General features: G+C 64.2%; 19 protein-coding genes and 1 pseudogene. 3 read left to right on the top strand and 17 right to left on the bottom strand.

What is annotated here, in order from left to right; genetic code table 11:
- Positions 1-2 precede the first annotated feature (2 nt).
- The 4 genes from moaD to HUI96_RS22035 all read right to left on the bottom strand — a co-directional run bounded on the left by moaD (position 3) and on the right by HUI96_RS22035 (position 3,813).
- A complete protein-coding gene (gene moaD / locus HUI96_RS22020) occupies positions 3-269 on the bottom strand; it encodes a molybdopterin converting factor subunit 1 (RefSeq protein WP_188256858.1) in 267 nt (88 codons plus the stop codon).
- Positions 266-856, bottom strand: a complete 591-nt coding sequence (gene pgsA, locus HUI96_RS22025; protein ID WP_188256859.1) for a CDP-diacylglycerol--glycerol-3-phosphate 3-phosphatidyltransferase — start codon at positions 854-856, stop codon at positions 266-268. Before pgsA ends, moaD begins: the two co-directional genes overlap by 4 nt.
- A 102-nt stretch (positions 857-958) precedes the next feature.
- Positions 959-3,043, bottom strand: a complete 2,085-nt coding sequence (gene uvrC, locus HUI96_RS22030) for an excinuclease ABC subunit UvrC (RefSeq protein ID WP_188256860.1) — start codon at positions 3,041-3,043, stop codon at positions 959-961.
- Entirely contained in the window at positions 3,040-3,813 is a 774-nt protein-coding gene (locus tag HUI96_RS22035; protein ID WP_188256861.1) for an SDR family oxidoreductase, read from the bottom strand. The genes uvrC and HUI96_RS22035 overlap by 4 nt, the downstream gene beginning before the upstream one ends.
- Before the next feature lie 401 nt (positions 3,814-4,214).
- Between HUI96_RS22035 and HUI96_RS22040 the strand changes: the two genes are divergently transcribed.
- Entirely contained in the window at positions 4,215-4,889 is a 675-nt protein-coding gene (locus HUI96_RS22040; RefSeq protein ID WP_188256862.1) for an outer membrane protein, read from the top strand.
- A gap of 63 nt (positions 4,890-4,952) precedes the next feature.
- On the opposite strand, the gene HUI96_RS22045 is transcribed toward HUI96_RS22040, so the two are convergent.
- Complete coding sequence (locus HUI96_RS22045; RefSeq protein WP_188256863.1) at positions 4,953-5,789, bottom strand: DUF1194 domain-containing protein; 837 nt, start codon at positions 5,787-5,789, stop codon at positions 4,953-4,955.
- Between the two features lie 129 nt (positions 5,790-5,918).
- Positions 5,919-8,480 carry a GcvT family protein gene (locus HUI96_RS22050; RefSeq protein ID WP_188256864.1) on the bottom strand — a complete coding sequence of 854 codons (2,562 nt, stop codon included), beginning with the start codon at positions 8,478-8,480 and terminating at the stop codon, positions 5,919-5,921.
- A gap of 343 nt (positions 8,481-8,823) precedes the next feature.
- Between HUI96_RS22050 and HUI96_RS22055 the strand changes: the two genes are divergently transcribed.
- The gene (locus tag HUI96_RS22055) at positions 8,824-9,324 is read left to right on the top strand and encodes a YybH family protein (protein WP_188256865.1); all 501 of its coding nucleotides are present in this window, start codon (positions 8,824-8,826) and stop codon (positions 9,322-9,324) included.
- 56 nt (positions 9,325-9,380) lie between these two features.
- On the opposite strand, the gene HUI96_RS22060 is transcribed toward HUI96_RS22055, so the two are convergent.
- From HUI96_RS22060 to HUI96_RS22105, 10 genes are all read right to left on the bottom strand, one after another.
- Complete coding sequence (locus tag HUI96_RS22060; RefSeq protein ID WP_188256866.1) at positions 9,381-10,586, bottom strand: tail fiber protein; 1,206 nt, start codon at positions 10,584-10,586, stop codon at positions 9,381-9,383.
- 37 nt (positions 10,587-10,623) lie between these two features.
- Entirely contained in the window at positions 10,624-12,072 is a 1,449-nt protein-coding gene (locus tag HUI96_RS22065; protein ID WP_188257011.1) for an aspartate aminotransferase family protein, read from the bottom strand.
- 24 nt (positions 12,073-12,096) lie between these two features.
- The gene (locus tag HUI96_RS22070) at positions 12,097-13,104 is read right to left on the bottom strand and encodes an NAD-dependent epimerase/dehydratase family protein (RefSeq protein ID WP_188256867.1); all 1,008 of its coding nucleotides are present in this window, start codon (positions 13,102-13,104) and stop codon (positions 12,097-12,099) included.
- Entirely contained in the window at positions 13,101-13,529 is a 429-nt protein-coding gene (locus HUI96_RS22075; protein WP_188256868.1) for an EamA family transporter, read from the bottom strand. Before HUI96_RS22075 ends, HUI96_RS22070 begins: the two co-directional genes overlap by 4 nt.
- 109 nt (positions 13,530-13,638) lie before the next feature.
- Complete coding sequence (locus tag HUI96_RS22080) at positions 13,639-14,991, bottom strand: FAD-binding oxidoreductase (RefSeq protein ID WP_188256869.1); 1,353 nt, start codon at positions 14,989-14,991, stop codon at positions 13,639-13,641.
- Positions 14,988-16,427 (bottom strand): UbiA family prenyltransferase, encoded by a 1,440-nt coding sequence (locus tag HUI96_RS22085; protein ID WP_188256870.1) that lies wholly within the window; start codon positions 16,425-16,427, stop codon positions 14,988-14,990. Before HUI96_RS22085 ends, HUI96_RS22080 begins: the two co-directional genes overlap by 4 nt.
- Positions 16,428-16,642: 215 nt before the next feature.
- Entirely contained in the window at positions 16,643-16,906 is a 264-nt protein-coding gene (locus tag HUI96_RS22090; RefSeq protein WP_188256871.1) for a hypothetical protein, read from the bottom strand.
- A gap of 99 nt (positions 16,907-17,005) precedes the next feature.
- Positions 17,006-19,531: a mechanosensitive ion channel family protein gene (locus HUI96_RS22095; protein WP_188256872.1), complete on the bottom strand. Its 2,526-nt coding sequence runs from the start codon at positions 19,529-19,531 to the stop codon at positions 17,006-17,008.
- Positions 19,532-19,632: 101 nt separating this feature from the next.
- Positions 19,633-23,127 (bottom strand): transcription-repair coupling factor, encoded by a 3,495-nt coding sequence (mfd, locus tag HUI96_RS22100; protein WP_188256873.1) that lies wholly within the window; start codon positions 23,125-23,127, stop codon positions 19,633-19,635.
- Positions 23,128-23,137: 10 nt separating this feature from the next.
- Positions 23,138-23,425, bottom strand: a complete 288-nt coding sequence (locus HUI96_RS22105; protein ID WP_188256874.1) for a succinate dehydrogenase assembly factor 2 — start codon at positions 23,423-23,425, stop codon at positions 23,138-23,140.
- Positions 23,426-23,556: 131 nt separating this feature from the next.
- Here HUI96_RS22105 and recG point away from each other — a divergent pair, with 131 nt between their 5' ends.
- Positions 23,557-25,665: an ATP-dependent DNA helicase RecG gene (gene recG / locus HUI96_RS22110; RefSeq protein ID WP_188256875.1), complete on the top strand. Its 2,109-nt coding sequence runs from the start codon at positions 23,557-23,559 to the stop codon at positions 25,663-25,665.
- Here the strand turns inward: recG and HUI96_RS22115 are convergent.
- Positions 25,617-26,367, bottom strand: a pseudogene (locus tag HUI96_RS22115) (DUF502 domain-containing protein). The gene recG and the pseudogene HUI96_RS22115 overlap by 49 nt on opposite strands.
- Positions 26,368-26,470: the final 103 nt, after the last annotated feature.

A 26,470-nucleotide genomic window follows, 5' to 3' on the forward strand; every position in this document is an offset into this window, starting at 1 on the left:
GATCAGCCTCCGGTCATGGGCGGAAACAGCGCGACCTCGCGAGCATCGGCGAGCGACTCGCCATGAGCCACATGTTCCTGGTTGATGGCGACGCGGATCACCTCGGGATGGGAGAGCGCGTTCTCGTACCCTTCCCCGCGGTCGCGGAGCCACAGCAGAAGGTCGCGCACGGATTTCACCTCGTCGGGCAGGACGACGTCCTCCTCGGAGCAGCCGATGCGCTCACGAACCCAGGCGAAATAGATCAGTCTGATGGGGCGGTCGCTCATTCGTCCACGATGTGCTTAAGGCCGGCGCGGAAATAGTCGTAGCCGGTATATAGCGTCAGCACGGCCGAAACCCAAAGCAGGAAGATGCCGACCTGGGTCCAATAGGGCACGATCTTGTCTCCGGCAGGCCCCAGCAGTAGGAAAGCGATCGCGACCATCTGGGCGAAGGTCTTCCATTTCGCCAACTGGGTCACTGGCACGCTGACCTTGAGCTCGGCCAGATACTCGCGCAGGCCCGAAACCAGGATTTCGCGGCAAAGGATGATGATCGCGGCCCAGAGCGACCATCCCGCAATCGTCTTGTCGGTGTCGGCGGCAAGCAGGATCAGGCAGGTGGCGACAAGGAGCTTGTCGGCGATCGGGTCCAGCATGCGCCCGATGGTGGAGGTCTGCTGCCAGGCCCGGGCGAGATAGCCGTCCAGGTAGTCGGTGATGCTGGCGATGACGAAAATCGCCAGTGCGCTCCAGCGGGCGAAGTCGCTGGACTGCAGCCTACCCTCCAGGAAGAAGCAGAGTACGACCAGCGGAACGGCTACAATCCGCCCATAAGTCAGAATATTCGGAAGATTGAACGCGCGTTTCGACATACTACCCGCCGCGGGAAAGCCCCGCATACTCAAATCAGAACCTGTCCATGGGGGTCAACCGCAGAAGCCGCCTGGCCCAGTTATCAACCGGAGCAGGTCAGGTCAATTTTCGTGGAAGTGGTTGTAGACGGCCCGCGCCACCGACTCGGATATGCCGTCCACTGCCATCAGGTCCTCGACCGCTGCGCGGCTCACCGCCTTGGCCGTCCCGAAATGCATGAGAAGCGCGCGTTTGCGGCCCGGACCGATGCCTGCGATCTCGTCGAGCGGGTTCTTCGTCATCTCCTTTTTGCGGCGGGCGCGGTGCGAACCGATCGCGAAACGGTGCGCCTCGTCGCGCAATCTCTGCACGAAATAGAGTACCGGATCGCGGACCGGCAGCATGAAAGGCTCACGGCCTGCGACGAAAAATCGCTCACGCCCCGCCTCGCGGTCGACACCTTTCGCCACTCCGATCGCGGTTACCCGATCCGCGATGCCAAGCTTGTCGAGAATTGCGCGCACCGCCGACATCTGGCCTTGCCCGCCATCGATCAGGACCACGTCCGGCCATGCCGGGAAGCCGCCATGGTGATCCTCGGTCTCCGCGTCCCTGGTGGCGTCGGGACCGCCCTGTGGCTCCTCCTTGAGCAGCCGCGAAAACCTTCGCTCCATGACCTCGCGCATCATGCCGAAGTCGTCACCAGGGGTTATGTCGGTCGAGCGGATGTTGAACTTCCGATACTGGTTCTTCACAAAGCCTTCCGGCCCGGCGACGATCATCGCGCCCACGGCGTTGGTGCCCATGATGTGGGAGTTGTCGAACACCTCGATGCGCACCGGCGTTTTGGCGAGGCCGAACGTGTCCTTGAGACCCTCCAGCAGCCGGGCCTGGGTCGATGTCTCGGCAAGCCTTCGCGCCAAAGCCTCGCGCGCGTTCTGGAGCGCGTGATCGACAAGATCCTTCTTCTCGCCGCGTTTCGGCACCGAGATCGAGACCTTGTGCCCTGCCTTGGTGCAGAGCGCCTGCTGCAGCAGGTCCTGTTCCGCGACTTCCTCAGAAAGAAGGATCGATTTCGGGACGGGCTTGTCGTCGTAGAACTGCGCCAGGAAGGACTCGAGCACCTCGCCGCCCTCGAGCGCCGGGTCCGCCTTCGGGAAATAGGCGCGGTTGCCCCAGTTCTGGCCGGTGCGGAAGAAGAACACCTGGATGCAGGTCTGGCCCCCCTCCTGATGCAGTGCAAAAACGTCTGCCTCCTCCACCGACTGCGGGTTGATGCCCTGATGGCTTTGCACGTGCGAAAGCGCCGCGAGCCGGTCGCGGTAGATGGCCGCGCGCTCGAAATCCAGTTCCTCGGAGGCATGCTGCATGGCCTCGCCGATCTGTGTCTTCACCTTCTGGCTGCGCCCGGACAAAAAATCCTTCGCCTCGCTGACCAACTCGGCATAGTCCTCCGGCCCGATCTCCCTCGTGCACGGTCCGGAGCACCGCTTGATCTGGTAGAGCAGACACGGGCGGGTGCGGGTCTCGAACACCGAGTCAGTACAGGTCCTGAGCAGGAAGGCGCGCTGCAATGCGTTGATGGTCCTGCCCACGGCGCCGGCGGAAGCGAAAGGTCCGAAATAGTCGCCTTTCCGCGAGCGCGCACCACGGTGCTTGAAGATCCCAGGCGCGGCATGATCGCCGGTGATCACGATGTAAGGAAACGACTTATCATCGCGCAGCAGTACGTTAAAGCGCGGCCGCAAGCGCTTGATGAGGTTGGCCTCGAGCAGCAGAGCCTCGATCTCGGTGCGCGTAACGACGAACTCCATCGTCGCGGTTTCGCGCACCATCCGGCCAATACGATTGGTGTGGAAGCGGCCCTGGGCATAGGCCGTGACACGCTTCTTCAGGTTCTTCGCCTTGCCGACATAGAGCACGTCGCCGACCGCATTCATCATGCGGTAGACGCCGGGCGCATTCGGCAGGCGCTTCACGAGCGTCTGGATCACGTCGGCACCGACCTTGCCGTCGGCATCGCCGCGATGCGCGCTCCAGTCGATCGTGGTGAACGAAAGGTCGGGACCGGCCTCCGGCGCGGGTTCGGGGGGAAGGTCCTCTTCTTCGTCAGACTCGCTATCCGGCAAATAGCCGGCCATGTCATCAGCCGCCTCATCCTTCTTCGGAATCGGAGGCCGGCGCAGGTGCTGGGTAGGTGAACTCATTCTTTCATGCCTGACACGTCGGGCGTGCGCCATGCAAGGTGCTGGCCGCCATCGAGCGCGATCATCTGGCCAGTGACCGAGCGCGCCTCCCATAGATAGCGGATGGTCGCGCCGAATTCTTCCAGCCCGGGACCGCGCTCGAGGATCAGGCCTTCAACCTGCTCCGCGAAATCCCGTTCGGTCTGCCGCTTGTTCGGCAAGGTCGGACCCGGACCGATGGCGTTGACCCGGACCCGTGGCGCCAGCGCCTGAGCCATCGTGCGGGTCGCCGCCCACAGCGCCGACTTAGAGAGGAAATAGGTGAAGTAGCGGGGATTAGGCCGCAGCACGCGCTCATCAATGATGTTGACGACGAGCCCATCCCGCCCGGGCGCCAGTCGCTCCGCGAACACTCGTGTCAGCATCGCAGGCGCCTTCACATGTATGGCGAAGTGGCTGTCCCAGGTCTCCCAGGAGAAATCGGTGGCCTCGTCCCATTCGAAGATCGACGCGCCGTTGACCAGGATGGAAAGCGGGCCGAGTTCCCGCTCGGCCGCAGGCACCAGTTCCGCCATCGCCTCCGGGTCCAAAAGATCGCACTGCAGAACCACGGCCCTTCCGCCCCGCTCAACAATCTGGCGCCTCAGCGCCTCTCCCTCGCTGCGCGAACGGTTGCAATGGATCGCTACGCCGAAGCCATGGCCGGCCAGATCCTCGACAATGGCCCCGCCGATGCGCCGGGCCCCTCCCGTGACCAGGACGTTCAATGAAGATTCGCGTGGACTTGTCATTCAGGATTCCCGCTTTCTGGCGATGGCCTCCTGGGTCGCCAAAATCGTTTACCGGCAGTTCGCAGGTCAGGCAGGAATGTGGCCAAACACACCCGAAACGACGCCGAAAATGGCCAGCGACACCCCTGCGAGACCATCAATATAGGCGTCCCAAAGCCTTGCGCCAAATGGGCTTCTGACCTTGTTTTCGTCCTCGAAAGGTACCTTCTGTTGCAAACCAGCAACGCCTCTTTTCAGCCGCATTGCAGCCGGGGAAACATCAAAAAGATGGTACGTTGCGGCCCCAATTGGCACCCAGATTGCACCCCGTCGAGCCGGGACCGGTTCTCCCACCGGGCTCGGCTTATTGGAAGTTACCACGGCGTACCCGAGTATCCTGTGGCTAAGGAGAGAGAAAAAGCATGTCAGCCAAAACAACGAATTTTTCGCTGCTGAGCGCGACGGCACTGGGGCTCGTCGCATTCCTGGGGATCAACGCCGCCAATGCCGCGGACGCTATCGAAGCCATTCCGGCGCCCGCCATGCCGATGGAAGAGCCGCCGGTTGCGGCCACCTGGGGTGGTCCTTACGTCGGTGTCTATGGCGGATACGGCTTCTCCGGCACCTCGGAGGACGAGGCCGCCGGTAACGACATCGGCACGAAGGGCTTCCTCGGCGGCGGCTTCGCCGGCTACAACTTCGACACGGGTACCGGCTTCGTCGCAGGCATCGAGGGCGACGTCGGCTACAGCGGCGTCAAGGGCGACAATGCCGGCACGACCGTCAAGTCCGGCGTGGACGGGTCTGCCCGTGCCCGCCTCGGCTACACGATTACCCCCGACCTCCTCGCCTATGCGACGGCCGGTGGTGCTGCCAAGCGCATGTCCGTCGAGGAAGGCGGCGTGAAGGACTCCGCCACCCAGCTCGGCTGGACCGCGGGCGTCGGCGCGGACATGAAGATCACCGAGAAGGTGTTCGGCCGCGTCGAGTATCGCTACACCGATTATGGCAGCGAGACCTTCAGCACCGGCAGCGGCGACCGCGACGTGAGCGCCAAGGACCATCGCATCCAGATGGGTCTCGGCGTCTCGTTCTGAGCCCTGACAGAGACATCCATGGAAAAGCCGGGCTCCGCGCCCGGCTTTTTCTTTGCCGGTGCACTAGCGGGAGTCCCACATGAAGGAGCGATCGCGCCACATCTTCTCGCCGACTAAACAGTCGTAGCCCGCCTTTGACTGCACCATTACCACCGGCAGCGCGTTCGGATCATTCTCCTTGGATGGGGTACTGCCGGCGAGTTCCAAAACGAGCTTGCGCCGGATTGCCTCCGGAAACTGCGACCAGTCGTTGACCGGGACCATGAAGGCTCCGGGTCCGCCAATGACGCAGTCTGCGTAATATCTGTCGAGATCCTTCATGTCATAGATGCTGGTGAACCCGCTGTTGGTCATCAGCGGCAGGCCGTTGATCGTGATGCCGCTCGCTATGACGGCTTCGCGTGTGACATCCACGGGCGCACCCTGGTTGTTGGGTCCATCGCCCGACACGTCGATCACGCGCCTCGTCCCGCGGAAGGGGCTTTCGGCCAGCAGGTCCATGCCGAAGTCCAGCGCACCCGAAATCGAGGTGCGGCGCGCACTGTTCGGGGGCTGGGCGGACAACTGCGCGGCGACACGCTCGGCATCATCGTGCGAGGCGACAATCGTCCAGGGCACGATCAGGCGCTGCGTGGTTGAACCGGCCCACTCGAAATAGGCCACCGCGATCTTACCGTAAGCGCCGTCCGCGATGGCATTGATGACCTGCGGATCGGTAAGCGCCGCGGCATATCCCATGCGCTGGATCTCGAGCTCAGTCGGCGACATCGACAGCGATACGTCGACGGCCAGCACCAGTTCGACATCGACCGGCTCCTCGGCCAGCGCTTGAATTGGCGAGCCTACGAGTAGGAAGGGAACCACCCCCAAGAACCGTCCGGCGCGAAAGCAACGAGACATGGCCGCCAAGGTGACCCGAAAGCGACGCGTTGAAAAGAAAGGCCGGCTGCAATCGCCGGCCCCTCCGCTTCACGATTTCGCGACCGCCTCCGGCCGGACGCTCCCCTCACGGGGAGGGACACCGGCGACTCAAGTCCGCGGCTTGAGGTTCTCGGGGTCGTAGAGCGGTTTGTAACCCACGCCGGCGACCTCGACCGGATAAGTCTCGCCGAAATACTCCACGATGAATTTCCGTCCCACCTGGCAGTGGGACCAGGGCAGGTAGGCAAGCGCGATGTTCTTGCCAATCGTCGGGCCGTAGGCCACCGAGGTCGTGTAGGACCGTCGGCCGAGTTCGTCCACCAGCGTCTCGCCGGTCTCCGGATCCATCACTGGCATGATGCCAACCGGATAGCGGGCAACGCCCTGAGAATCGACATTGTCCGTCATCACCAGGGTGCAGAGCATGGCCGGCTGGTGCTCCCGCGCCTTGTACTCCAGGTGTTTCGCCTTGCCGCGGAAGTCAGCTTCCTTGACCTTCGGACGCGCCAGATCGGACTCGATCAGATTGTATTCGGTCAAGAGGTCCGCGTTTTGCAGGCGCAGGCTCTTCTCCATGCGGCGGCTGTTGGCATAGGTCTCAACGCCGAAGGCCATGACGCCGGTTGAGCGCAACGCGTCCCAGACGGCCAGGCCGTCCTCGTAGCGCATGTGCAGTTCCCAGCCCTGCTCGCCGACATAGGAGATGCGGAAGGCAGTCACGTTCTTGCCGGCGATCCTGATCGGCTTGATCGCGGCGAACGGGAAGTTCTCGTGCGTGAGGCCATCCGGATTCTCCACCACCTTTTGCAGCGTGGTGCGGGCGTTCGGCCCCCAGATGCCAATGGTGATGTACTTCTCGCTCACATCGGTGATGGTGACGTCGAAGCCTTTGTCCTCGGCCACGCGGCGCAGGTAGTGGAAGTCCCGCGGGCCGGCGTCGGCGCCGTCGATGACGCGGCAGCGGTCGGCCATGCGGATGACCGTCAGATCGGCCCGCACCATGCCCTCATCATCGAGGAAGTGGGTGTAGATGCCCTTGCCGATGTTGCCGTCGCCGCCGATCTTGGCGGCGCAGACCCACTCCATCAGCGCGACATGGTCGGGGCCCTCGACGTCGAACATGGCGAAGTGCGAGAGGTTCACGATGCCGCAATCCTCGCTCATGGCAAGGTGCTCGGCATTGGAGACGCGCCAGAAGTGGCGATTGTCCCACTCGTTCTCGCGCACCGGGACGCGGTCGCCATACTTCTCCAGGAGATGCTCGTTGGCGGCGTAGCCGTGGGCGCGCTCCCAACCGCCAAGTTCCATGAAGTAGCCGCCGAGTTCCTTCTCGCGGTCGTAGAAGGGGGAACGCCTGAGGTTGCGTCCGGTCGCATAAGGCTCGCGGGGATGAACGGCCGGCGTATAGATTTTTTGCGCGGCCTCGCCGCAGCGGCCCACGACCACCTTCTCGTCGAACTGGTGCGGGTAGAATCGGGCGAAGTCGATCCTGGCATGATCGATTGCCGTGCGCCCGTCGGTCATCCAGTCGGCCAGCAGTTTGCCGTAGCCGGGGCCGTCCTTGACCCAGATGGCGACGCAGTACCAAAGGCCGCGAACCTTCTGGCTTTCGCCCACCGAGGGGCCGCCGTCAGTCGTCACCTGCAGCAGGCCGTTGAAGGAATGGCTCTCGTTGTAGCCAAGTTCGCCGAGGATCGGTGTCAACTCGATCGCCCGCTCAAGCGGCTCGAGGATCTGTTCCATGTCGAGGTCGCGCTGCGAGGGCGACAGGCGCGCCTCGTGCTTTTCGAGGAGTTCGCGCGGATGGACCAGCCGCGGGTTCGTCTCTTCGTAATAGCCCCATTCGATCTGGCCGCCTTCGGCGGTCTTGGGGTCGCCGGTGTCGCGCATGTAGGCGGAGTTGCCCTGGTCGCGCAGCAGCGGCCAGCCGATCTCCTTGCCTGTGCCCTCGAACTCGTTGTACGGCCCGAAAAAGGTGAGCGGATGGTCGACCGGCATGACCGGCAGATCCTCGCCCGCCATCTGGGCGATCAGCCTGCCCCAGAGACCCGCGCAGACCACGACATAGTCGGCCATGATCGTGCCGCGATCGGTCACCACGCCCTTGATGCGACCGTCCTCGATGACGAGCGACTTGGCGGCCGTGTTGGCGAAGGCCTGCAGTTTGCCAGAGGCGACGCCCTGGTCGACCAGCTTGCCGGCGACGGTTTGCGAGCGCGGGATGACGAGGCCGGCATCAGGGTCCCACATGCCGCCCTGCACCATGTGCTCTTCGATGAGCGGAAACTTCTCCTTGATCTCGGCCGGGCCGATCAGGCGGGCGCGCGTGCCGAACGCCTTGGCCGAGGCGACCTTGCGCTTGATCTCGTCCATGCGGGCGTCGTCGCCGACGCGGGCGACCTCGAGACCGCCGACGCGCGCATAGTGGCCCATCTTTTCGAAGAACTCGAGCGAATAGAGCGAAGTCCAGCACGACAGGTTGTCGTGGCTGGTCATGTAGCAGAAGTCGGAGGCGTGCGCGGTCGAGCCGATGTCGGTGGGAATGCCCGACTTGTCAATGCCGACGATGTCGTTCCAGCCGCGCTCGATCAGATGATGCGCAACCGATGCGCCGACGATGCCGCCAAGCCCGATGATGACGACCTTCGCTCTTTCCGGAAACCCTGCCATTGCCCGCAATCCTGAGGTGATTTCGCGGGCACACTATAGAGCGGTGCGCAGCGATTGCAGCCTGTTTGCGACATCGCCGAAATGCGGCGCGACCCGGGGGGCGGTGCCGGTGTGGCAGGTCGCCATGCCGAGGCGGAGGGGCCGCGAAGCGGCCTCAGAGATCCTAGAATTGATGCCGCGACCCCAGTTGCGAACCTGTACGCTATCTCCAGTGTGGTGTATCCTTCCTACTGGTCCGCATTCGACACGACCTGACGCCGCTGAGACCCCAACAGCCGGAGCGCTTTGGATCGACGGCAGTCGAATGCCTGACCTTTAATCGATCACACACGAGGAGGTTACGATGGTGCGCATTATCGCCGCGTCCGTGCTCGGAATCCTGTGTGTCGCAGGTCCGGCCCTATCTCACGCCGCAACGCTGAACGATGCGGCGGCCCACCAGGCCGCCGACGAGATCATGAACAAATTCCAGACCGCGTATAATGCGGCAAGGCCTGCCGGGATTGCCGATCTCTTCGCCAAGGACGGCGTCTATCTCACTCCCGTCGGGACGAGGCTGACGGATCGAAAAGACATCGAGAAAGTCTTCGACGCCCGTTTCAAGGCTGGCTGGACCGTCGAGTCTATTAAGCCAATCGAGGCTCATCCCGCCGGGGACAATGTGTGGTTCTTTGGCGACTACCGGATCCAGGGCTCCGGGGCCAACCAGGGCAAGGAAATCGGCGGCTACTTCGCCCAGGTGCTTGCAAAGGAAGGATCTGATTGGAAGATCCGCCTAATGGTCGGCAACATAAAGCCTCAGACCGATGTTTCGGGCATGGCGGCCGCGACTGCGGGGAAATAGAAACTTCGGCCCGCCAAGGCCTCGGAGTGGGCGAAGGGAGTTCTTCGGCCACTCACCTACTTGGAGCGGATGATGTTTACGCTGAACGCTGCATCGAACCGCGGCTTCCAGATGGTCACCAGCAGCACTGCCATGCCGAGAATAAAGACGTGGTAGAAGCGGTCGTCCGGCAGCGGGAAGCTCGCGAACTTGCCGATCGTGCCGATCACCAGCGCGAAGAGCAGAGCGTTCTGGCGTGAGGAGACCGCCCGGCCGTAGCGGTTGAGCAGCGCCCAGCCGGCAACGAAGAGCGCCAGCAGCGCCGCCCAGTCGTTGTGGATCAGCGACACCACGACGCCGCGCATGTACCCCTGCAGCATCGCGACCGGCGAGAAGTCGGGCTGGAAGCCGGCCATCGAGTTCTGGATCTTAACGCAGGAGAAATAGAAGTGCGCCCACCAGCCGGGGTGGCCGCCATATTTCGAGATCGCCACGCAGGCCAGCAGCGAGGCAAGGAATGTGGCGAGCATCGGTAGCACGCGCCAGCCGAAAATGACGGCCGTCAGCAACAAGGCGAAGATCAGGATGAGGTTGTCCGGCCGCACGAAGACGCTGGCGAACAACAGCACGCAGGCGAGCGCCTCGCGGCCGCGCACGAACGCGTAGAGCGCGGCGAGGGAGACCAGCGACAGCAGCATATCGGGCACGACCGCCGAGGTCATCTGCGCCTGGTCTGCCAACATAAGCAGTGGCGCAAGGATGAAGCCTGCTTGCAGGGCGTTCTCGCGGGCAAGCCAGTAGAGCATCAGGGCGCCGACCAGAAGCGACGGGATGACTGAGAGCAGGATAGCGGCATTCGCCAGTCCGACCACCGGCTCCATGGCGCGCATCAGCCAGACATAGCCGACCTTCACCCGGTACATGGAAAGCTGCGACTGGAAGTCGGCCGGGTTTTCCCACTGATGCTTGTTGTAGGGATTGCCGTACTGGATCTCGTAGAGCTGCGCTTCCGGAGCGCTTTCCGAGATCACCTTCCAGGTGGCGGCATGGAGGTCAGCCGAGTCCTGGTAGCGATCCTCCAGCGCGGTCGCGACATAGGCGACCATGTCCCAGTTGTAGTCGGGCTTGACCAGAGCGTAAGCCGCGATGAACAGGCAGACGAAGGCGAAGAAGACCCCGCCCAACCAGTCGAGCAGCCTCCGGTTGACGACAGCCTGTGCGAGGCCTCTGCCAATGCCGGTATCCAGCGCCCAGGCGATGGGCGCGCGTTCGCCCTTGATCATGCATTATCCCCCAATCCGGCGCCCCCACGCCGGTCCCTCAGCCCATCTGGCTCTTCACAAAATCCATTACGATCGCCACGATGCCGCGCGACAGCAGGTCGTCGAGCGCGGTGACGAACCTGTCGACATGCTCTCTGCCGCAGATCAGCGGCGGCTCCAGCCTGATCACGTTGCGATTGTATTCCGTGAAGGCGACCAGCACGTCGTAATCGCGCAACAAGAGCGCTCCCACGAAGCCGGACAGCGAGCCCTTCAGCTTGTCGTCCAGCATGCTGACCATGGGCCTCAGCATCATCGGCAGGGTCTGCGAGAAGTCGTGGAACTCCAGGCCGACCATCAGGCCCTTGCCGCGGACATCCTTGATGATCTTGGGATGGCGTTCCTTCAACTCTTCGAGGCGCTTCAACAGGTAGGCACCGGTGTCGCCGGCATTGTCGATGAGGTGCTCGTCATAGAGCGTGTTTAGCCCCTCGATCGCGGTCACGCAGGCCTCGCCGATGCCGCCGAAGGTCGCCATGGCGTGGATCATCGCCGTCTTCGGCGTGCCGTAGGCCCTCATGTACACGTCGCGCTTGGCGATCATGGCGCCGACGGCCGCCTTGCCGCCGCCCAGCGACTTGGCGAGCGCGGTCACGTCCGGCACCACGCCGTAGTGCTCGAAGGCGTAGAAGCGGCCGGTGCGCCCGTAGCCGCACTGCACCTCGTCGGCGACCCAGAGCACGCCGTACTCGTCGCAGAGCGCGCGCAGCTTCTGCCAGAACTCGGCAGGCGCCTGGATGATGCCGCCACCGCCCTGGACCGTCTCCAGCACGATGACGCCGATCTCGGGATCGGTGCGGAAGACGCGCTCGATCGCGGCAATATCCCCGAACGGCACGCGCACGGTGTTGTCGGCCACCTTGAAGTCGGCGCGGTAGAGCTGGCCGTCGGTGATCGCAAGAACGCCCTTGGTCTTCCCGTGGAATGAGTTCTCGGCATAGACGATCTTCGGCCGCTTCGAACCGGCGGCGCGCTCGGCAAGCTTCACCGCCGCTTCCATCGCCTCGGAGCCGGACGAGCCGAGGAACACCATGTCGAGTTCGCCCGGCGAGCACTGCGCCAGATTGTGCGCGAGCGCGGTCGCATATTGCGACATGAAGGCGATCGCGATCTCCTGCCGTTTCTCCTCCTGGAATTTTCTGCGGGCCTCCAGGATGCGCGGGTGATTGTGCCCGAAGGCCAACGAACCGAAGCCGCCAAAGAAATCGAGGATATTACGGCCCTTCTGGTCGACGTAGTACATGCCTTCGGCGCGCTCGATCTTCACCTTGTGGAAGCCGAGCAGCTTCATGAAATGGAGCTGGCCGGGATTGAGATGCGCCTTGAACAGGTCGGTCAGCCTGGCGAGGTCCATCGCCTTGGCTTCCTCGACGCTGATCAGCGCCGGCTTCGCGATCTTCCGCGGCGCGGGGACGGTCGTGGCGAGACGAGCAGCCGCTTCCGGCATGGTGATGGCATTCATCGAAACCTCCTATTCGGCCGGAACGTGGGTTGCGGCGGGCATGCGCCCGTCCTTCTTGGCGCGGTATTCGCTGTAGGCGGCGATCAGCATGTCCTCGTCGCGATATTTCGGCACCCAGCCGAGTTGGCGCTCGCCCTTCGAGACGTCGAGCACGCACATCTCGTCGGCGATCAGGTACTGCTCGGGGTCCATGATCGGCATGTTGACTAGGTCGAGCAGATCGAGCGTGCGCTTCACCGCCCAACCGGGGGTCGGCAGGAGGATCGACTTCGACCCCGCATGGCGGATGAGGTCGCCGAGCAGCTTGCGCACCGGCGGCGGATTGAGGGAGCCGAGGTTGTAGGCCTCGTTCGGCACGCCGGCCTTGAATGCCGCCCGCGCGGCTTCCGCGCAATCGAACACAGAGATGAACTGATAGGGGTTCCTGCCCGACCCGATCATCGGCACCGGCAGGTTGAGATCGATCAGCTTGAACAACTTCTCGAGGATGCCGAGTCGTCCCGGGCCGATGATCAGGCGCGGCCTGAACAGCGAGATGCGCATGCCGCGCTCGCGCCACTGTGCCGCAAGCTTCTCGGTCTCCCACTTGGACAAACCGTACTCGCCGAGCGGCGCGACCGGGTGATCTTCGGTCATCGGAGAAACCACCGTATGGCCGTAGATCATGTCCGTGGTGAAGTGGACCAGCTTCGGCGCGCCGGCCCGGTCCATCGCCTGGATGATGTGCTCGGTGCCGTGATAGTTGACCGGATAGAAAAAGTCGTGCCGCTTGGCGCGCACCTGGATCGGCGACAGCATCTTGGCCGACAGGTTGTAGACCATGTCGTCGGCCCTGATCCCGACCGCCTCGACTGAGGCCGGGTCGGTGACGTCGCAATGAACGAAGCGCACGCTGCGGTAGGACGGCAGGTCGCTCTTGACTATGTCGGCGACGACGACCTCGTGGCCGTCGGCCTGCAGCTTGGGCGCGAGATGGCGGCCGACGAATCCGTCGCCGCCGAAGATGATCTGTCTCATCGGGCTAGCTCACTGGTCTGAACTGGGTTTTCGGAAGCGGAGGATTGCGCGTGGCCGGCGCCGCCCTGCGCGATCAGCACGGTGCCCACGCAGATGAAGGCGATGCCCGCGATGCGCCAGGCGTTCAAATCCTCGCGGAAGACGAAGTAGGCGAACACCGCGACCGCCACGTAGGCGAGGCTGAGGAAGGGATAAGCGAAGGAGAGCTCGACCTTCGACAGCACATAGAGATGAGAGGCCATCGAGATGACGAAGGTGCAGAGCCCCAGGAACACCCACGGGCTGAACACGATCTGCAGGACGCGCAATATCGGATGGACGCCGTCCACCGCCAGCGGCCCGAGATTCATCATGCCCTGCTTCAGCATGAGCTGCGCGGCTGCATTGGTAAGCACCGTGAACAGGATGAAGGGCAGGAATTTCATCGGACTCGCTTTCTTGCCTCAGTCATACAGAGCGCCCGGAAAGATCTGGTGAAACCAGGCGCTGTATTTGCATAAAATCCTCTAGAACAGGCCTTCGGCGCGTCTTCCTCTACCCTGCCGCTCGTGCAGCACTCCGCTCCGGCGACTTCAGCCGCATTGCAGTGCGCTCCCAGAAACTCGACATGAAGGCGGGATCGCGCATGAACTCGAGCCGCTGCCAGTCCGGGAAGGCGACGGCGAATGTGCCCGGCGACATTCGCGCGTCCTTGTAGGGATTGACGCCCCCGCCGGCGTCGACAGTGATCGCATCGAGTTCCTTCAGCAGCGCCATGGTGCGCTGGCCACGGTTGGGAAAGTCCAGCGTCAGCGTGTAGCCGGGCCGCGGGAAGGACAGCATGGCCGGCGACTGAACGTCGCCAAATCGCTTGAGCACGGTCAGGAAAGAGCCCTGTCCCGCCTCACGAGTCGTATGCAGCAGAAGCGGGATGGTCTCCCTCGCAGCCTCGAAGGGTATGACGGACTGGTGCTGGAAGAGCCCCTTCGGTCCATAGAGCCGGTTCCAGTTGGCGACGCCGTCGAGTGGGAAGAAGAACCCCTGATAGCCCGTCCGCCGCGTCGACGCGCCCCGGCTGCGGCTCCATCGGTAGGCGGCATTGAAGGCCGTCAGGAACGGCCGGTTGAGCAGATTGATTGGCGGCTGGAACGGCACCGACAGCTTTGGCCCAGTCCGGCCTGCCGATTGCGAGCCGCCTTCAAGGTGGTTGCCGGCAAGCAGCAGGCCCCTCCCCGCATTCCTCCCGCCAGCCAGTTGATCGAGCCAGGCGACCGCGTATTCGTTCGCGCGGTCCGCCTCCTCGGCACGATCGAAGTATTCGTCGAGGCGGCCGAATGGCGTGACGGTCTCCTCCACGTCCAAAGAAGGGACGCGCATCAGGCGGATGGTGGCCGACAGAATCAGGCCCGTCAGGCCCATGCCGCCGATCGTCGCCTGGAACAGACGGGCGTTCGAGCCGGACGTACAGACATAGGAGCGCCCGTCCGACTTCAGGAGATCGATGCGTTCGACATGGCAGCCGAAGGTGCCGCGCCGATGATGGTTCTTGCCGTGCACGTCATTGGCGATTGCGCCGCCGAGCGTCACGAACTGCGTCCCGGGCACCACCGGCGGAAAGAAGCCGTGCGGTGCCGCCTTGGCGATGATGTCGGAGAGCAGCACGCCGGCCTCTGCCGTGAGCAGTCCCGATTCAGTATCAAAGGCGATGATGCGGTTGAGCGAGCGCATGTCAGCAAGGATGCCGCGCTCGGTCTGACAGCTGTCGCCATAGGAGCGGCCGTTGCCATAGGGCAGGATCATTGCCGGCCCGGCACGGCCGCTCTTCATCAGCGCAATCGCCTCGCCGGCCTCCATGGCGCGCTGGCTGGGCGGCGTCGTGCGACCGAAGCTTCCACGCGCCAGCTTCATTGCACGAACCCCGCTACGACCAGCATGACCGCGCCGATCAGCACGACGATCTGGCTGCGCCAGTCGCTGACGATGAAGACCACCGGGTCGTCGTGGAGTTCGTCTCGGCGCGCCAGGATCCAGATACGCATGATGAGATAGAGGACGATCGGGGCGAGCGGCCAGACCATCCAGGGATGCGGGTAGAGCTCTCGGACCGCAGCGCTGTCGATGTAGAGCGCCAGCACCAGCGCCGCCGAGAACGCCGAGGCCATGCCGGCCTGTGCTACGATTTCCTGGTCCTCGGCCCGGTAGCCGCGGCCGGCGATGCGCTCTCCGGGCACCAGCGCCGACGAGCGCAGTTCGACGTAACGCTTCACCAAGGCCAGCGACAGGAAGAAGAAGCTCGAGAAAGCAAGCAGCCAGAAGGAGACCTCGATATTGGTGGCTGCCGCCCCAGCCAGTAGGCGCATCGTGTAGAGCCCGGCGAGCATCAGCACGTCGATCAGCAGCATCCGCTTGATCGACAGCGAATAGGCGGTCGTCGCCAAGAGATAGCCGAGAAGGACCGCCCAGAAGAGCGGCGGCAGGAAAGCGACGGCAGCGAAGCTGACCGCGAGTAGCGCAAACATCGATAAGATGCCGAACCGCATCGACAGTATGCCGCTGGCGAATGGCCGGTGGCGCTTGGTCGGGTGGCGGCGGTCGAGCGCAAGGTCGAAGAAGTCGTTGAGGATGTAGATAGCCGATGCCGCAGTACTGAAGGCGATGAACGCCACGAGGCAGGACAGCAGCATCCCGACGTTGAAGTATTCGTGCGAGAGCACCATCGGGACCGCGATCAGCCCGTTCTTCAGCCATTGATGCACGCGCAGCATCTTGAGGATGGTCCGAAGGGTCGGCTTCGGGGTCTCGATCTCAGCGCAGCCATGCTCGGCACGCCACCGGGCGGCGCTGCGGTCCGGCGCCACGACGGTCGCCTGCCGGGCGGCGTCGAAGATGTGCAGGTCATGCCGGCTGTTGCCGAAATAGTCGAAGCCGCCGTCACCATAGGCCTTCACCAGCGCGGCGCGCTTCACCCGGGCGGTGAAGTTCTCGCGTCCGTCAGTCGCCAGCACCGCGTCGAATACGCCGAGATGCACCGCGATTGCTTCCGCGAATTTGCGCGGCGTGCCGGTCGCCAGGATCAGCTTGCGCCCGCCGGCATGTTCGGCATGCAGCCTGTCGAGCACTTCCTTGCGATAGGGCAGCGCGGCTGGGTCGATCTCGATGCGCCGGGCGATCTCGCACTTCAGCGAGGCGGGGCCCTTCAGCAGCCAGAACGGCACGAGGAAGAAGAGCAGCGGGTTCTTCCGCAGCAGCAGGAACAGTCCTTCCCACAGAAGATCGGTTGCGATCAGCGTGCCGTCGAGATCGACGGCAAGAGGAACCGCATTGTTGTCGGACCGGACGTCCATGCCTTCAGTTTCCGCGCCTGCCTGATTGACGCCTTTGGTCGCGTCTTGAGGCCGGTCGTAGCGGAACGACGGTTAAGCACGGTTAATTCAGGTGTCCCTCAAGACCACTGAAGCAACAGCTTTCATGAACAGGGTTAAGCTGCGGGAATCGGAAAAGATAAAAGGCCGAGCAATTTGCCCGGCCCTGCCTCACATCTGCTTGTGACAGGAAGCGCTTACTTGATGCGCGCCGCTCCGCCAGAGATCTCGAGCGTCTCCGATCCGGTCAGCGCCTCACGGTCGCCGTTTGGCATCGTCACGAAGCAGCCCGACGCGCAGAACTCGACCGTCTCTCCGGCCGCGATCGCCAGTTCGCTGCGCGCTCCGCCCTCCGTGACGATGAGCGTCCGCACCTCAGTGTCGAGATTGATCGCGCTCGCGGCATGCGCCGCTCCTGAGCCCGCGAACAGGCAAAGCGCAGCGACGAAGAGGTTCCTCATGACTTACCGGTGTCTCCACCGCCTCTGGTTGAGCGGGCCCCTGCCCGTTGCACGAAGCTTTATAGGGCAATGTAGCTGAATGCCAACTGAACGGCCCGTTCAGCTGTCGGACGTCTCGTCGACCGGTTCCGTACCGCGCTTGCGACGCTTGCGGCCGAGCAGCCTCCCGCGTTCCTCCACTTCCTTCAGCGCCTCTTCGCGCCGCTCAACGGTCGCTTCGAGTTCGGCATGGGCGCGGTCGTCATCCGCCTGCCATTGCCGTTTCTCGTGCTCTTCCCAGACCCGGACCTGCTTCTGCGGGAAAGGCATTTGGATGCCTTCGCGCTCGAACGCGTCGAGAATAGCAAAGCGCAGATCGTTGCGAACGCCGCCTCCCGCGGTCACGTCCGGCAGAAATGCCTGCGCCTCGAAGTTCATTGCAGTCTCGCCAAAGCTCACAAACGACACGAATGGCTCGGGATTCTTCAGAACCGCAGGGTGGCTCTGGACGATCTCCAAAAGGAGAGCATAGACCGTGCGAGCGTCGGTGCCGTATGCGACCGCGACCGGCACCTCGATCCGGCCGATCTTGTTGCGATGCGTCCAGTTGCCGACGGCGCTGTTGATGAGCTCCGAGTTCGGCAGGATCACCGTCTGGCGCTGTCCGGTCTCGATCTCGGTGGCGCGCACACTGATCTTCCTCACGGTGCCCGAGACCTGACCGGCGACGATCCAGTCGCCCGCCTTGAACGGCCGCTCGACCAACAGGATCAGTCCGGAGACGAAGTTCGACACCACATTCTGCAGGCCGAAACCGATACCGAGCGAAAGGCCACCGGCGATCAGCGCGATATTGGAGAGGTCTATGCCCGCCGCCGACACAGAGACGAGGGCCGCCAGCGCCAGGCCCGCGTAGCCGACCACAGTCCGGATCGAATTGCGCACTCCCAGGTCGACGCGACCCCGGGCCATGACCGAGCCGTCCAGCCACCGCTGGAACCAGCGGGTCAGGAAGTAGCCGATGACGAATACCAGCACGCCCCAGAGCAGCCCGGTGAGCGACAGCGTGAAGGAGCCGATCTGGACGCCGGTGGCGACCTTGCGCACCCAGGCCATCATGTCGCCGGGCTGGAATCCCCATTGCAGCAGGATCAGCGGCAGGCCGAGGATCACGACTATGATGTTTATCAGGAGGCTGGCAGCGAGCCCTAGCTGGTCGAGTCCGGTCTCATCGAGATTGAGCCATCGCTTAAAGCGCTTGCCGACGCGGGTTTTGGCGAAAGCTCCCTCCTCGGACACCGCCCGTGAGGAGAGGAAGCCGATATACATCGTCACCAGGAGCGCGCCAGTCCAGACGATCTGCTGCGAGATGAACCGAGCGAGACCGATGTAGCCGAGCAGGGCCGCAATGATCGTCACCACCCCGAGCAGATAGAGGAAGCAGCGCACCAAAAGCGGCCAGGGACGCGGCCTGCCGTCCTGGTCGCGGAACGGTTTCACCAGACCGCCGGCCGCGACCAGTACGCCGATCAGCACCGTTGCGATCAGCGCCTCGCCGACCGTGAGCGCCAGCGGGGCATCGAGCGCCTCGTAGATGTTGACCAGAAGGAAATCGACGCCGCTGAAGGCTGCGACCGCGGACATGATCCAGAGCAGCTTGGTGGCAGCGCCCGAGCGGACGGGGATAAGCCTCCACTCCGGCAGGCGCGGCGACAGCACCGCGCCGCCGAGACGATGGACGAAGAAGACCAGTCCGATGACGGCGAAGAGCGCGGCAAGCATGCTGCCGATGTCGCCGCGCAGCACGCCGAAATAGTCGAAGAAGAAGTAGGTCGCGCCAAGGAAGACGCCGAGCGCCGCAGATGGCAGCAGCGTCGACCAGAACGCCACGGAGAGCCGGCTGAGATAGGTCGGCTCCCTCTGTTCCGGGTCGGCGCCGATGAGATGGCCGAACAGGCGGCGTCCGCCGATCATCAGAACCGCAGCCGCAACCAGTGCGAAGAACGCTGCGGTCAGCACGGAGCTCAGCTTGAAATTGAAAACGAAGCGCAGCCACGCCGAGATCGATCGCCAGAAATCGTAGGCGGTGTTTTCGAAGGCGACGACCACCTGGCCGGCAAGGTCGAGATTGATCTCGTAGCGCTTCGTAAGCAGTTTCGAAAACAGTTCGCGGCGTAGGTCGGCTACACGCGAAACCAGGTTGTTCACGCGGATCGAGAGATCCTCGGCAGTGCCGAGCGTCGCATTGATCTCGGATTTTTCCGCGGCCAGCGCCGCCCGTTCCGCCTTGATGATCTCCGATTCAGGGGGAGCCCCCGATGCGGGAGGTGGACCGAGCTGTTCCAGGCGGTCATTGATCTCGGCGAGACGGGGCCGGAACGCGGTGCTGCCGACGATCAGTTCGCGGCCGACCTCCTCCAATTGCAGCCTGGTCTCCGCGAGCCGCAGGTCGTCCTCCGAGAACTCCCGCATGCTCTTCTCGAGTTGCTCGGTGCGGGATTGCAGGCGCTTGAGCACGTCGCGCTGCTCCTCGACCAATGGCGAGGCTCGATCGTCCGGCGCCTGCGCATAGGACGGCAGCGGCGCAAGCGCCGACAAACTCAAGAAGATCAGAGCCAGGATGACCCGGCAGAGGTGGCTCGGCATTCAGGAAAGTGCTCTGGCTGTTGTCCGCCCGCCGGCAGTGTTAACGGGCCGCCGCGGCATCGGCAAGGCGGCCGCAGTCGGCGCCAACGCACGATCCGCGATCACGCCGCCTTGTCGACCATCCGCGCCAACTGCGTCATGACGACTGCAGCACCCGAAAGCCGCTTCTCGGGGTTCGGCCAGTCGCGGATGAAGACGATGCTGTGGTCCGGCCGGATCTTCGCCATCGATCCCTGCTCGCCGATGTAGCGCACCAGCCCCGCCGGATTCGGGAACTCCCGCTTGCGGAACTGGATGACCGCGCCTTTGGGGCCGGCGTCCAGCTTCTCGACATTCGCCTTGCGGCACAGGCTCTTGATGAAGACGATCTTCAGCAGGTGCTCGACCTCCGTCGGCAGCGGCCCGAAGCGGTCGATGAGTTCGGCGGCGAATGCGTCGATGTCCTCGGTGGTCTCGAGATCGGCCATGCGGCGGTAAAGCGCCAGCCGCAGCTGCAAGTCGGGCACGAAATCCTCGGGGATCATAACGGCAGTGCCGACGCCGATCTGCGGCGACCAGTCGCCGTCCGACACCGGCGCGGTGCCTCGCACCTCGGCCACGGCCTCTTCCAGCATCTGCTGGTAGAGCTCGAAGCCCACTTCCTTGATGTGGCCGGACTGCTCTTCGCCGAGCAGATTGCCTGCGCCGCGGATATCGAGGTCGTGGCTCGCGAGTTGGAAGCCGGCGCCGAGCGTGTCGAGCGATTGCAGCACCTTCAGGCGCCGGTCGGCCGTGTCCGTCAGCTTGCGGTTCGCCGGTAGCGTGAACAGCGCATAGGCGCGGGTCTTCGAGCGTCCCACGCGGCCGCGAAGCTGATAGAGCTGCGCCAGGCCGAACATGTCGGCTCGGTGAACGACCAGCGTGTTGGCCGTCGGGATGTCCAGCCCGGATTCGACAATCGTGGTCGAGAGCAGCACGTCATACTGCCCGTCGTAGAAGGCGTTCATGACGTCGTCGAGCTCGCCGGCCGGCATCTGCCCGTGCGCGACCGCTACCTTCAGTTCCGGCACCTGCTCGTGCAGGAAATCCTTCACCTCGGAGAGATCGGCGATGCGCGGCACGACGTAAAAGCTCTGGCCGCCGCGATAGCGTTCGCGCAGCAGCGTCTCGCGGATGACCAGCGGGTCGAACGGCGAGATGAAAGTGCGCACGGCGAGGCGGTCGACTGGCGGCGTGGCGATCAGCGACAACTCGCGCACCCCCGTGAGCGCCAGTTGCAGCGTGCGCGGGATCGGCGTGGCCGAGAGCGTGAGCACGTGCACGTCGCTCTTCAACTCCTTCAGGCGCTCCTTGTGCTTGACGCCGAAGTGCTGCTCCTCGTCGATGATCAGTAGGCCGAGGTTCTTGAAGGAAACGCCCGAGCCGAGCAGCGCGTGCGTGCCGACCACGATGTCGACCGTACCGTCGCTGATACCCTTCTTGGTCTCGGCCAACTCCTTGGCGGTGACCATGCGCGAGGCCTGGCGAACTTTCACCGGTAGGCCGGCGAAGCGTTTGGCGAAGGTGCTGTAGTGCTGGCGCGCCAGCAGCGTCGTCGGCACGACAACGGCCACCTGAAAGCCCTCCAAGGCCGCGAGGAAGGCCGCCCGCAGCGCCACCTCTGTCTTGCCGAAGCCGACGTCGCCGCAGATCAGCCGATCCATCGGGCGGCCGGCGGAGAGGTCCTCCATTACCGAGTCGATGGCGCGCTGCTGGTCCTCTGTCTCCTCGTAGGGGAACCGCGCGGCGAATTCGCCATAGACGCCGTCCGGAGGCATGATCACCGGCGCGCCGCGCAACTGCCGCTCGGCCGCGAGTTGGATCAACTGGTCCGCCATCTCCAGCAGTCGCCGCTTGAGCTTGGCCTTGCGCGCCTGCCAGGCGCCGCCACCGAGCTTGTCCAGCGCCACATCGGCGGAATCGGAGCCGTAGCGCGACAACAGCTCGATGTTCTCGACCGGCAGGAACAGACGGTCGTCGCCGGAATAGCGAATTTCGAGGCAGTCGTGTGGGGCTCCGAGCGCCTCGATGGTCTTGAGCCCGACAAAACGCCCGATTCCATGCTCGGCGTGGACGACGATGTCGCCGGTCGAAAGCGATGCGGCTTCGGAGATGAAGTCGGCCGCCTTCTTGCGCTTCGAGCGGCGGACCAGGCGGTCGCCGAGGATGTCCTGCTCGGCGATGACGGCGAGTTTTTCGGTGACGAAGCCGGCCTCGATGGGCAGCACCGTCAGGCCGGCTTGGCCGGGGCCGAGTTTCTCGACCTCGGCCAGCGTGGCGACCGGCTTCAGATTGCCCAGTCCGTGCTCGCCAAGAATCTGCGAAAGGCGCCCGAGCGAACCTTCCGTCCAGCCGGCGACGACCACCTTTCGCTTGTCGGCGCGCAGCGAGGCGATGTGGTCGACGGCAGCGTTGAAGACGTTGACGGCCGGGTCGGCGCGTTCAAGCTCAAAACCCCTGCCAGTCTTTGACCCGGCATGCAGAAGCTGGCGCCCGCTCGTCTCCGGCGCGTCGAAGGGGGAGAACTCCGCCGATAGCCGGTCCTGCAACCCAGGGGCGACGTCCTCCGGCGACAGGTACATGGCCGATGGCGCTACCGGTCGATAGGGAACCGCGTCCTTCAGAGCGCTGCCGGCCTGTTGCCGGCGCGCCTGGTAGTGATCCTCGATCTGGGCGTGGCGTTCGGCCATCGCCTCCGGCGCCAGATGGTCGAGGACGAAGGGAGCGGTCGGCAGGTAGTCGAACAGCGTTTCCAGACCGTCGTAGAAGAACGGCAGCCAGTGCTCCATGCCGGCAAAACGCCGGCCCTCCGACACCGCCGCATAGAGGGCGTCATCGCGGTTGGGCGCTCCGAACGCCTCGATGTAGCTGCGGCGGAAGCGGGCGATCGTGTCGGGCGTCAGCGCGACCTCGCTCATCGCCTGCAGCGTGAGCTCATTTCGCTGGCCGGTCGTGCGCTGCGTCGCCACGTCGAAGGCGCGAATCGAATCGAGCGTGTCGCCGAAGAAGTCGAGCCGCAGCGCCTCCGCGCCGCCCGGCGCGAACAGATCGACGATGCCGCCGCGCACAGCGTATTCGCCGACTTCGCGGACGGTCGCAACGCGGTCGAAGCCGGAGTTCTCCAGCCGCTCGATCAGCGTCTTCATGTCGACCTGATTGCCGGTGCGGGAACGGAAGGTCTGCGCCTCGATCAACGCGCGCGGCGGCATCCGCTGCATCAACGCCCTGACCGTGGTGAGCACAACGGCGCGATGTGGCTTCTCTGCGAGCGCGATCATGCCGGCCATCGCCTCGACGCGCCGCGCCACGGCATCGGCGCCGGGCGAGACGCGATCGTAGGGCAGGCAGTCCCAGGCGGGCAGTTCCAGTTGCGGCAGGTCGGGCGCGACGAAGGCAAGCGCGTCCGCTATGGCCGGAAGGCGCTGCCCGTCGCGCGCGACGAAAACAACCGGTCCGTCGGGTGCGGCCTCCGACGACAGCTTTGCCAGCGCGAACGCCTCGTAGCCTTCGGCGACTTCATCGATGAGCACGGGCCCAGTGCGGTCCTTGCGCAGGCCGAGCGTAGGAATGAGCGACATGAATTCAGCTTCAGAACGTCATCGCGCGTCGGAAGGCGATGATCTGTTGGAGAATCGTGGATTGCTCCCGCTCTGGTATCGGCTGCTCACCGGTCAGCCAGGGCAGGAGAATGGTGTCGGGAACTTCGAGCAAGCTTTCATATTGTTCGAGTTCCGCGTCGGTCAAGACGTCGATTGTTGCATCGACAAAGCTGCCGAGGATCAGGTCGACCTCGCGCATCCCGCGATGCCATGAGCGGAACAGGAGCTTGCGCCGCCTGGCGTCCAGGCCGTCCGTCGATCGCGTGGTTCCGGTCATTCCCTGCTCCGTTTGCGCGGCATATAGCGCCACCGGGCGATGGTGTCATGCTCGCGTGAGATGTATGGACTCTTCGACATGACGACCGCACCTGCTTCACGCCACTACTTCCCGACGGGTTGCCGCTGACGATGCGCCCGTCCCTGCTCGATCCGCTGTTCGTGCCGATCACCTCGCTGGACGGGGTCGGGCCGAAGATCGCCACCATGATCGAGAAGGTCGTCCCGGCCGACCTCTCGGCCAGGAACGCGCGGGCCGGCGACCTCCTGTTCGTGCTGCCGCACTCGGTGATCGACCGGCGCAACCGGCCCGGGATCGCGCTCGCAGCCGAGGGCGCGATCGTAACGCTTGACGTGCGCGTCGACCGCCACCAGCCGCCGCCGAGAGGCAATCGCTCGGTCCCTTACCGGGTGTTCGTGCACGACGACACGGGCGAGATGGCGGTGACCTTCTTCCACGCCAACGCCGCCTGGCTGGAACGCAGCCTGCCGGTTGGGCGCCAGGTCGTCGTCAGCGGGCGCATGGAGTGGTTCAACGGCCGACCGTCCATGGTCCATCCGGACCACATAGCTTCGGCCGAGGACGTGGACTCCCTCCCCCTGGTCGAACCGGTCTACCCGCTCACCGCCGGTCTGCACGCCAAGGTCTTGCGTCGCGCGATCGGGCAGGCGCTGGCGAGAATGCCGCAATGGCCGGAATGGCAGGATCCTGAGTTCCTGCGGCGCCAGACCTGTCCCGACTTCGCTGGCGCGCTACGCCGAATTCACAATCCGGCCGACCCGATCGACGTCTCGCCGGAAGCGGTTGCCTGGCGGCGTCTCGCCTATGACGAGATCCTCGCCGGACAGGTATCTCTGGCCCTGGTGCGGGCGAAGGTGAGCAAGCGGGCCGGTCGGCCGCTCATCGGTGACGGTACGCGAATCGCTGCAATCCGTGCCGCCCTGCCCTATCGCCTTACGGCATCCCAGGAGAGTGCGCTTTCGGAGATCGACGCCGACATGGCGAAGCCCGACCGCATGCTGAGGCTGCTGCAGGGCGACGTCGGATCGGGCAAGACCGTGGTCGCCCTTTTGGCAATGACGCGCGCGATCGAGGCGGGCGGACAGGCCGCGCTAATGGCGCCAACCGAAATCCTGGCGCGCCAGCATTTTTCGACCATAGAGCCGCTGGCGTCGAAGGCCGGGCTGTCGGTTGCCATCCTCACCGGCCGCGAGAAAGGCCGCGAGCGCACGGCCATACTCCAAGCGCTCGAATCCGGAGCGATCGACCTGGTGGTCGGGACGCACGCTCTGTTTCAGGAGAGCGTGCAGTTCCGCGATCTCGCGCTCGCGATCGTCGACGAGCAGCATCGCTTCGGCGTGCACCAGAGACTGGCGATCACCGCGAAAGGCGAAGCCCCCGACATGCTGGTCATGACCGCGACGCCGATCCCGAGGACGCTGGTGCTTACCGCCTTCGGCGACATGGATGTCTCCAAGCTGACCGAGAAGCCGGCCGGCCGTCGCCCCATCCGCACCGTCAGCCTGCCGTTCGACCGCTATGAAGAACTCGTCGGTCGCATATCGGACGCGGTCGCCGAAGGGCAAAAAGTCTACTGGATCTGCCCGCTCGTCGAAGAGTCGGAGGAGGCAAAGCTCGCCTCGGCGGAAGAGCGTCATGCGGCGCTCCAATCCCGCTTCGGCGACAGGGTAGGTCTTGTCCATGGCCGCATGTCGGGCCGAGACAAGGACGAGGTAATGCGCGCCTTCAAGGAGGGCGAGACGCGCGTGCTCGTCGCAACCACGGTGGTCGAGGTCGGCGTCGACGTGCCTGACGCGACCATCATCGTGATCGAGCATGCCGAGCGCTTTGGGCTGGCACAATTGCACCAGTTGCGCGGCCGGGTCGGGCGCGGCTCGAAGTCCTCCACCTGCGTGCTCCTCTACAAGCCTCCGCTGAGCGAAACCGCGACCGCACGGCTTTCGGTGATGCGCGAATCCCAGGACGGTTTCCGGATCGCCGAGGAAGACCTGAAGCTGCGCGGCGAAGGCGAACTGCTGGGGACCAAACAATCCGGCACGCCGGGGTTCCAGGTGGCGCGTCTGGAATTCCACGCCGATCTTTTGGAGACGGCGCGGCAGGATGCTCGGCTGCTGCTGGCGCGCGATCCCGAGCTGAAATCCGAGCGAGGCCAGGCGATCCGCGCGCTGCTTTACCTGTTCGGCAAGGACGAGGCCGTGCGCCTGCTCAGGGCGGGGTAGTGGTCAGCTTCCCCGCTTGCGCTTCGCCATTGCCTCCTCCGCAAGCGACGTGATCTTGGCCTGCGGCTCGGGCGCGACCAAGCCGCCGGAGATCAAAAGCTTGGCGGCATCCTCCACGCTCATGTCGAGCGGAATGACGTCCTCCTCGGGGGCATAGAGCAGATAGCCCGTGGTCACGTTCGGGCTGATCGGCCGGAAAACGGCAATCGTCCTGCCGTGCCGCGGCGCCAGCGCATGGTTGATCTCCGTCTCCTGCTGCTTGGCGATGAAGACGATCGACCAGGCGCCCCGGCGCGGGTACTCGAACAAACCGACCTTGTTGAAGAGCTCCGACCGGTTGGCGAGGATGGTCTCGAATATCTGCTTCAGACCGCTGTAGATTGTGCGGACCAGCGGCATGCGGTTGAGGAGCCGCTCGCCGAACTGGACGATGGAACGGCCGATGATGTTGGCCGTCATGAAGCCTACGAGGGTGATCAGAAAGAGCGCCACGATTAGGCCGAAGCCCGGTACGGCGAAAGGCAGGTAGTTGTCCGGGTTATAGCGCGACGGAATGTAAGGCTTCACCCACGAATCTACCCACTGGATGAAGGTCCAGGCCAGGTACGCCGTTATTGCTAGCGGAGCACAGACCACGACTCCGGTAAGAAAATAATTCCGGAGTCGCGTCATGCCGGAAAGGGAAGTCGGGGCGTCGCTCATCCGGAGCCTGAGAAATCGTGCAGCGGCGCCGGATTAGATCATCCTTGGCGCGCCGACACAATCCTTACGCAGAACGCGAGTTTCCGGCCTTCTGCCGGGTCCC

Origin of the sequence: Pseudaminobacter soli (ex Zhang et al. 2022) (assembly GCF_014595955.1) — a bacterium.
GTDB lineage: Bacteria > Pseudomonadota > Alphaproteobacteria > Rhizobiales > Rhizobiaceae > Kumtagia > Kumtagia pseudosoli.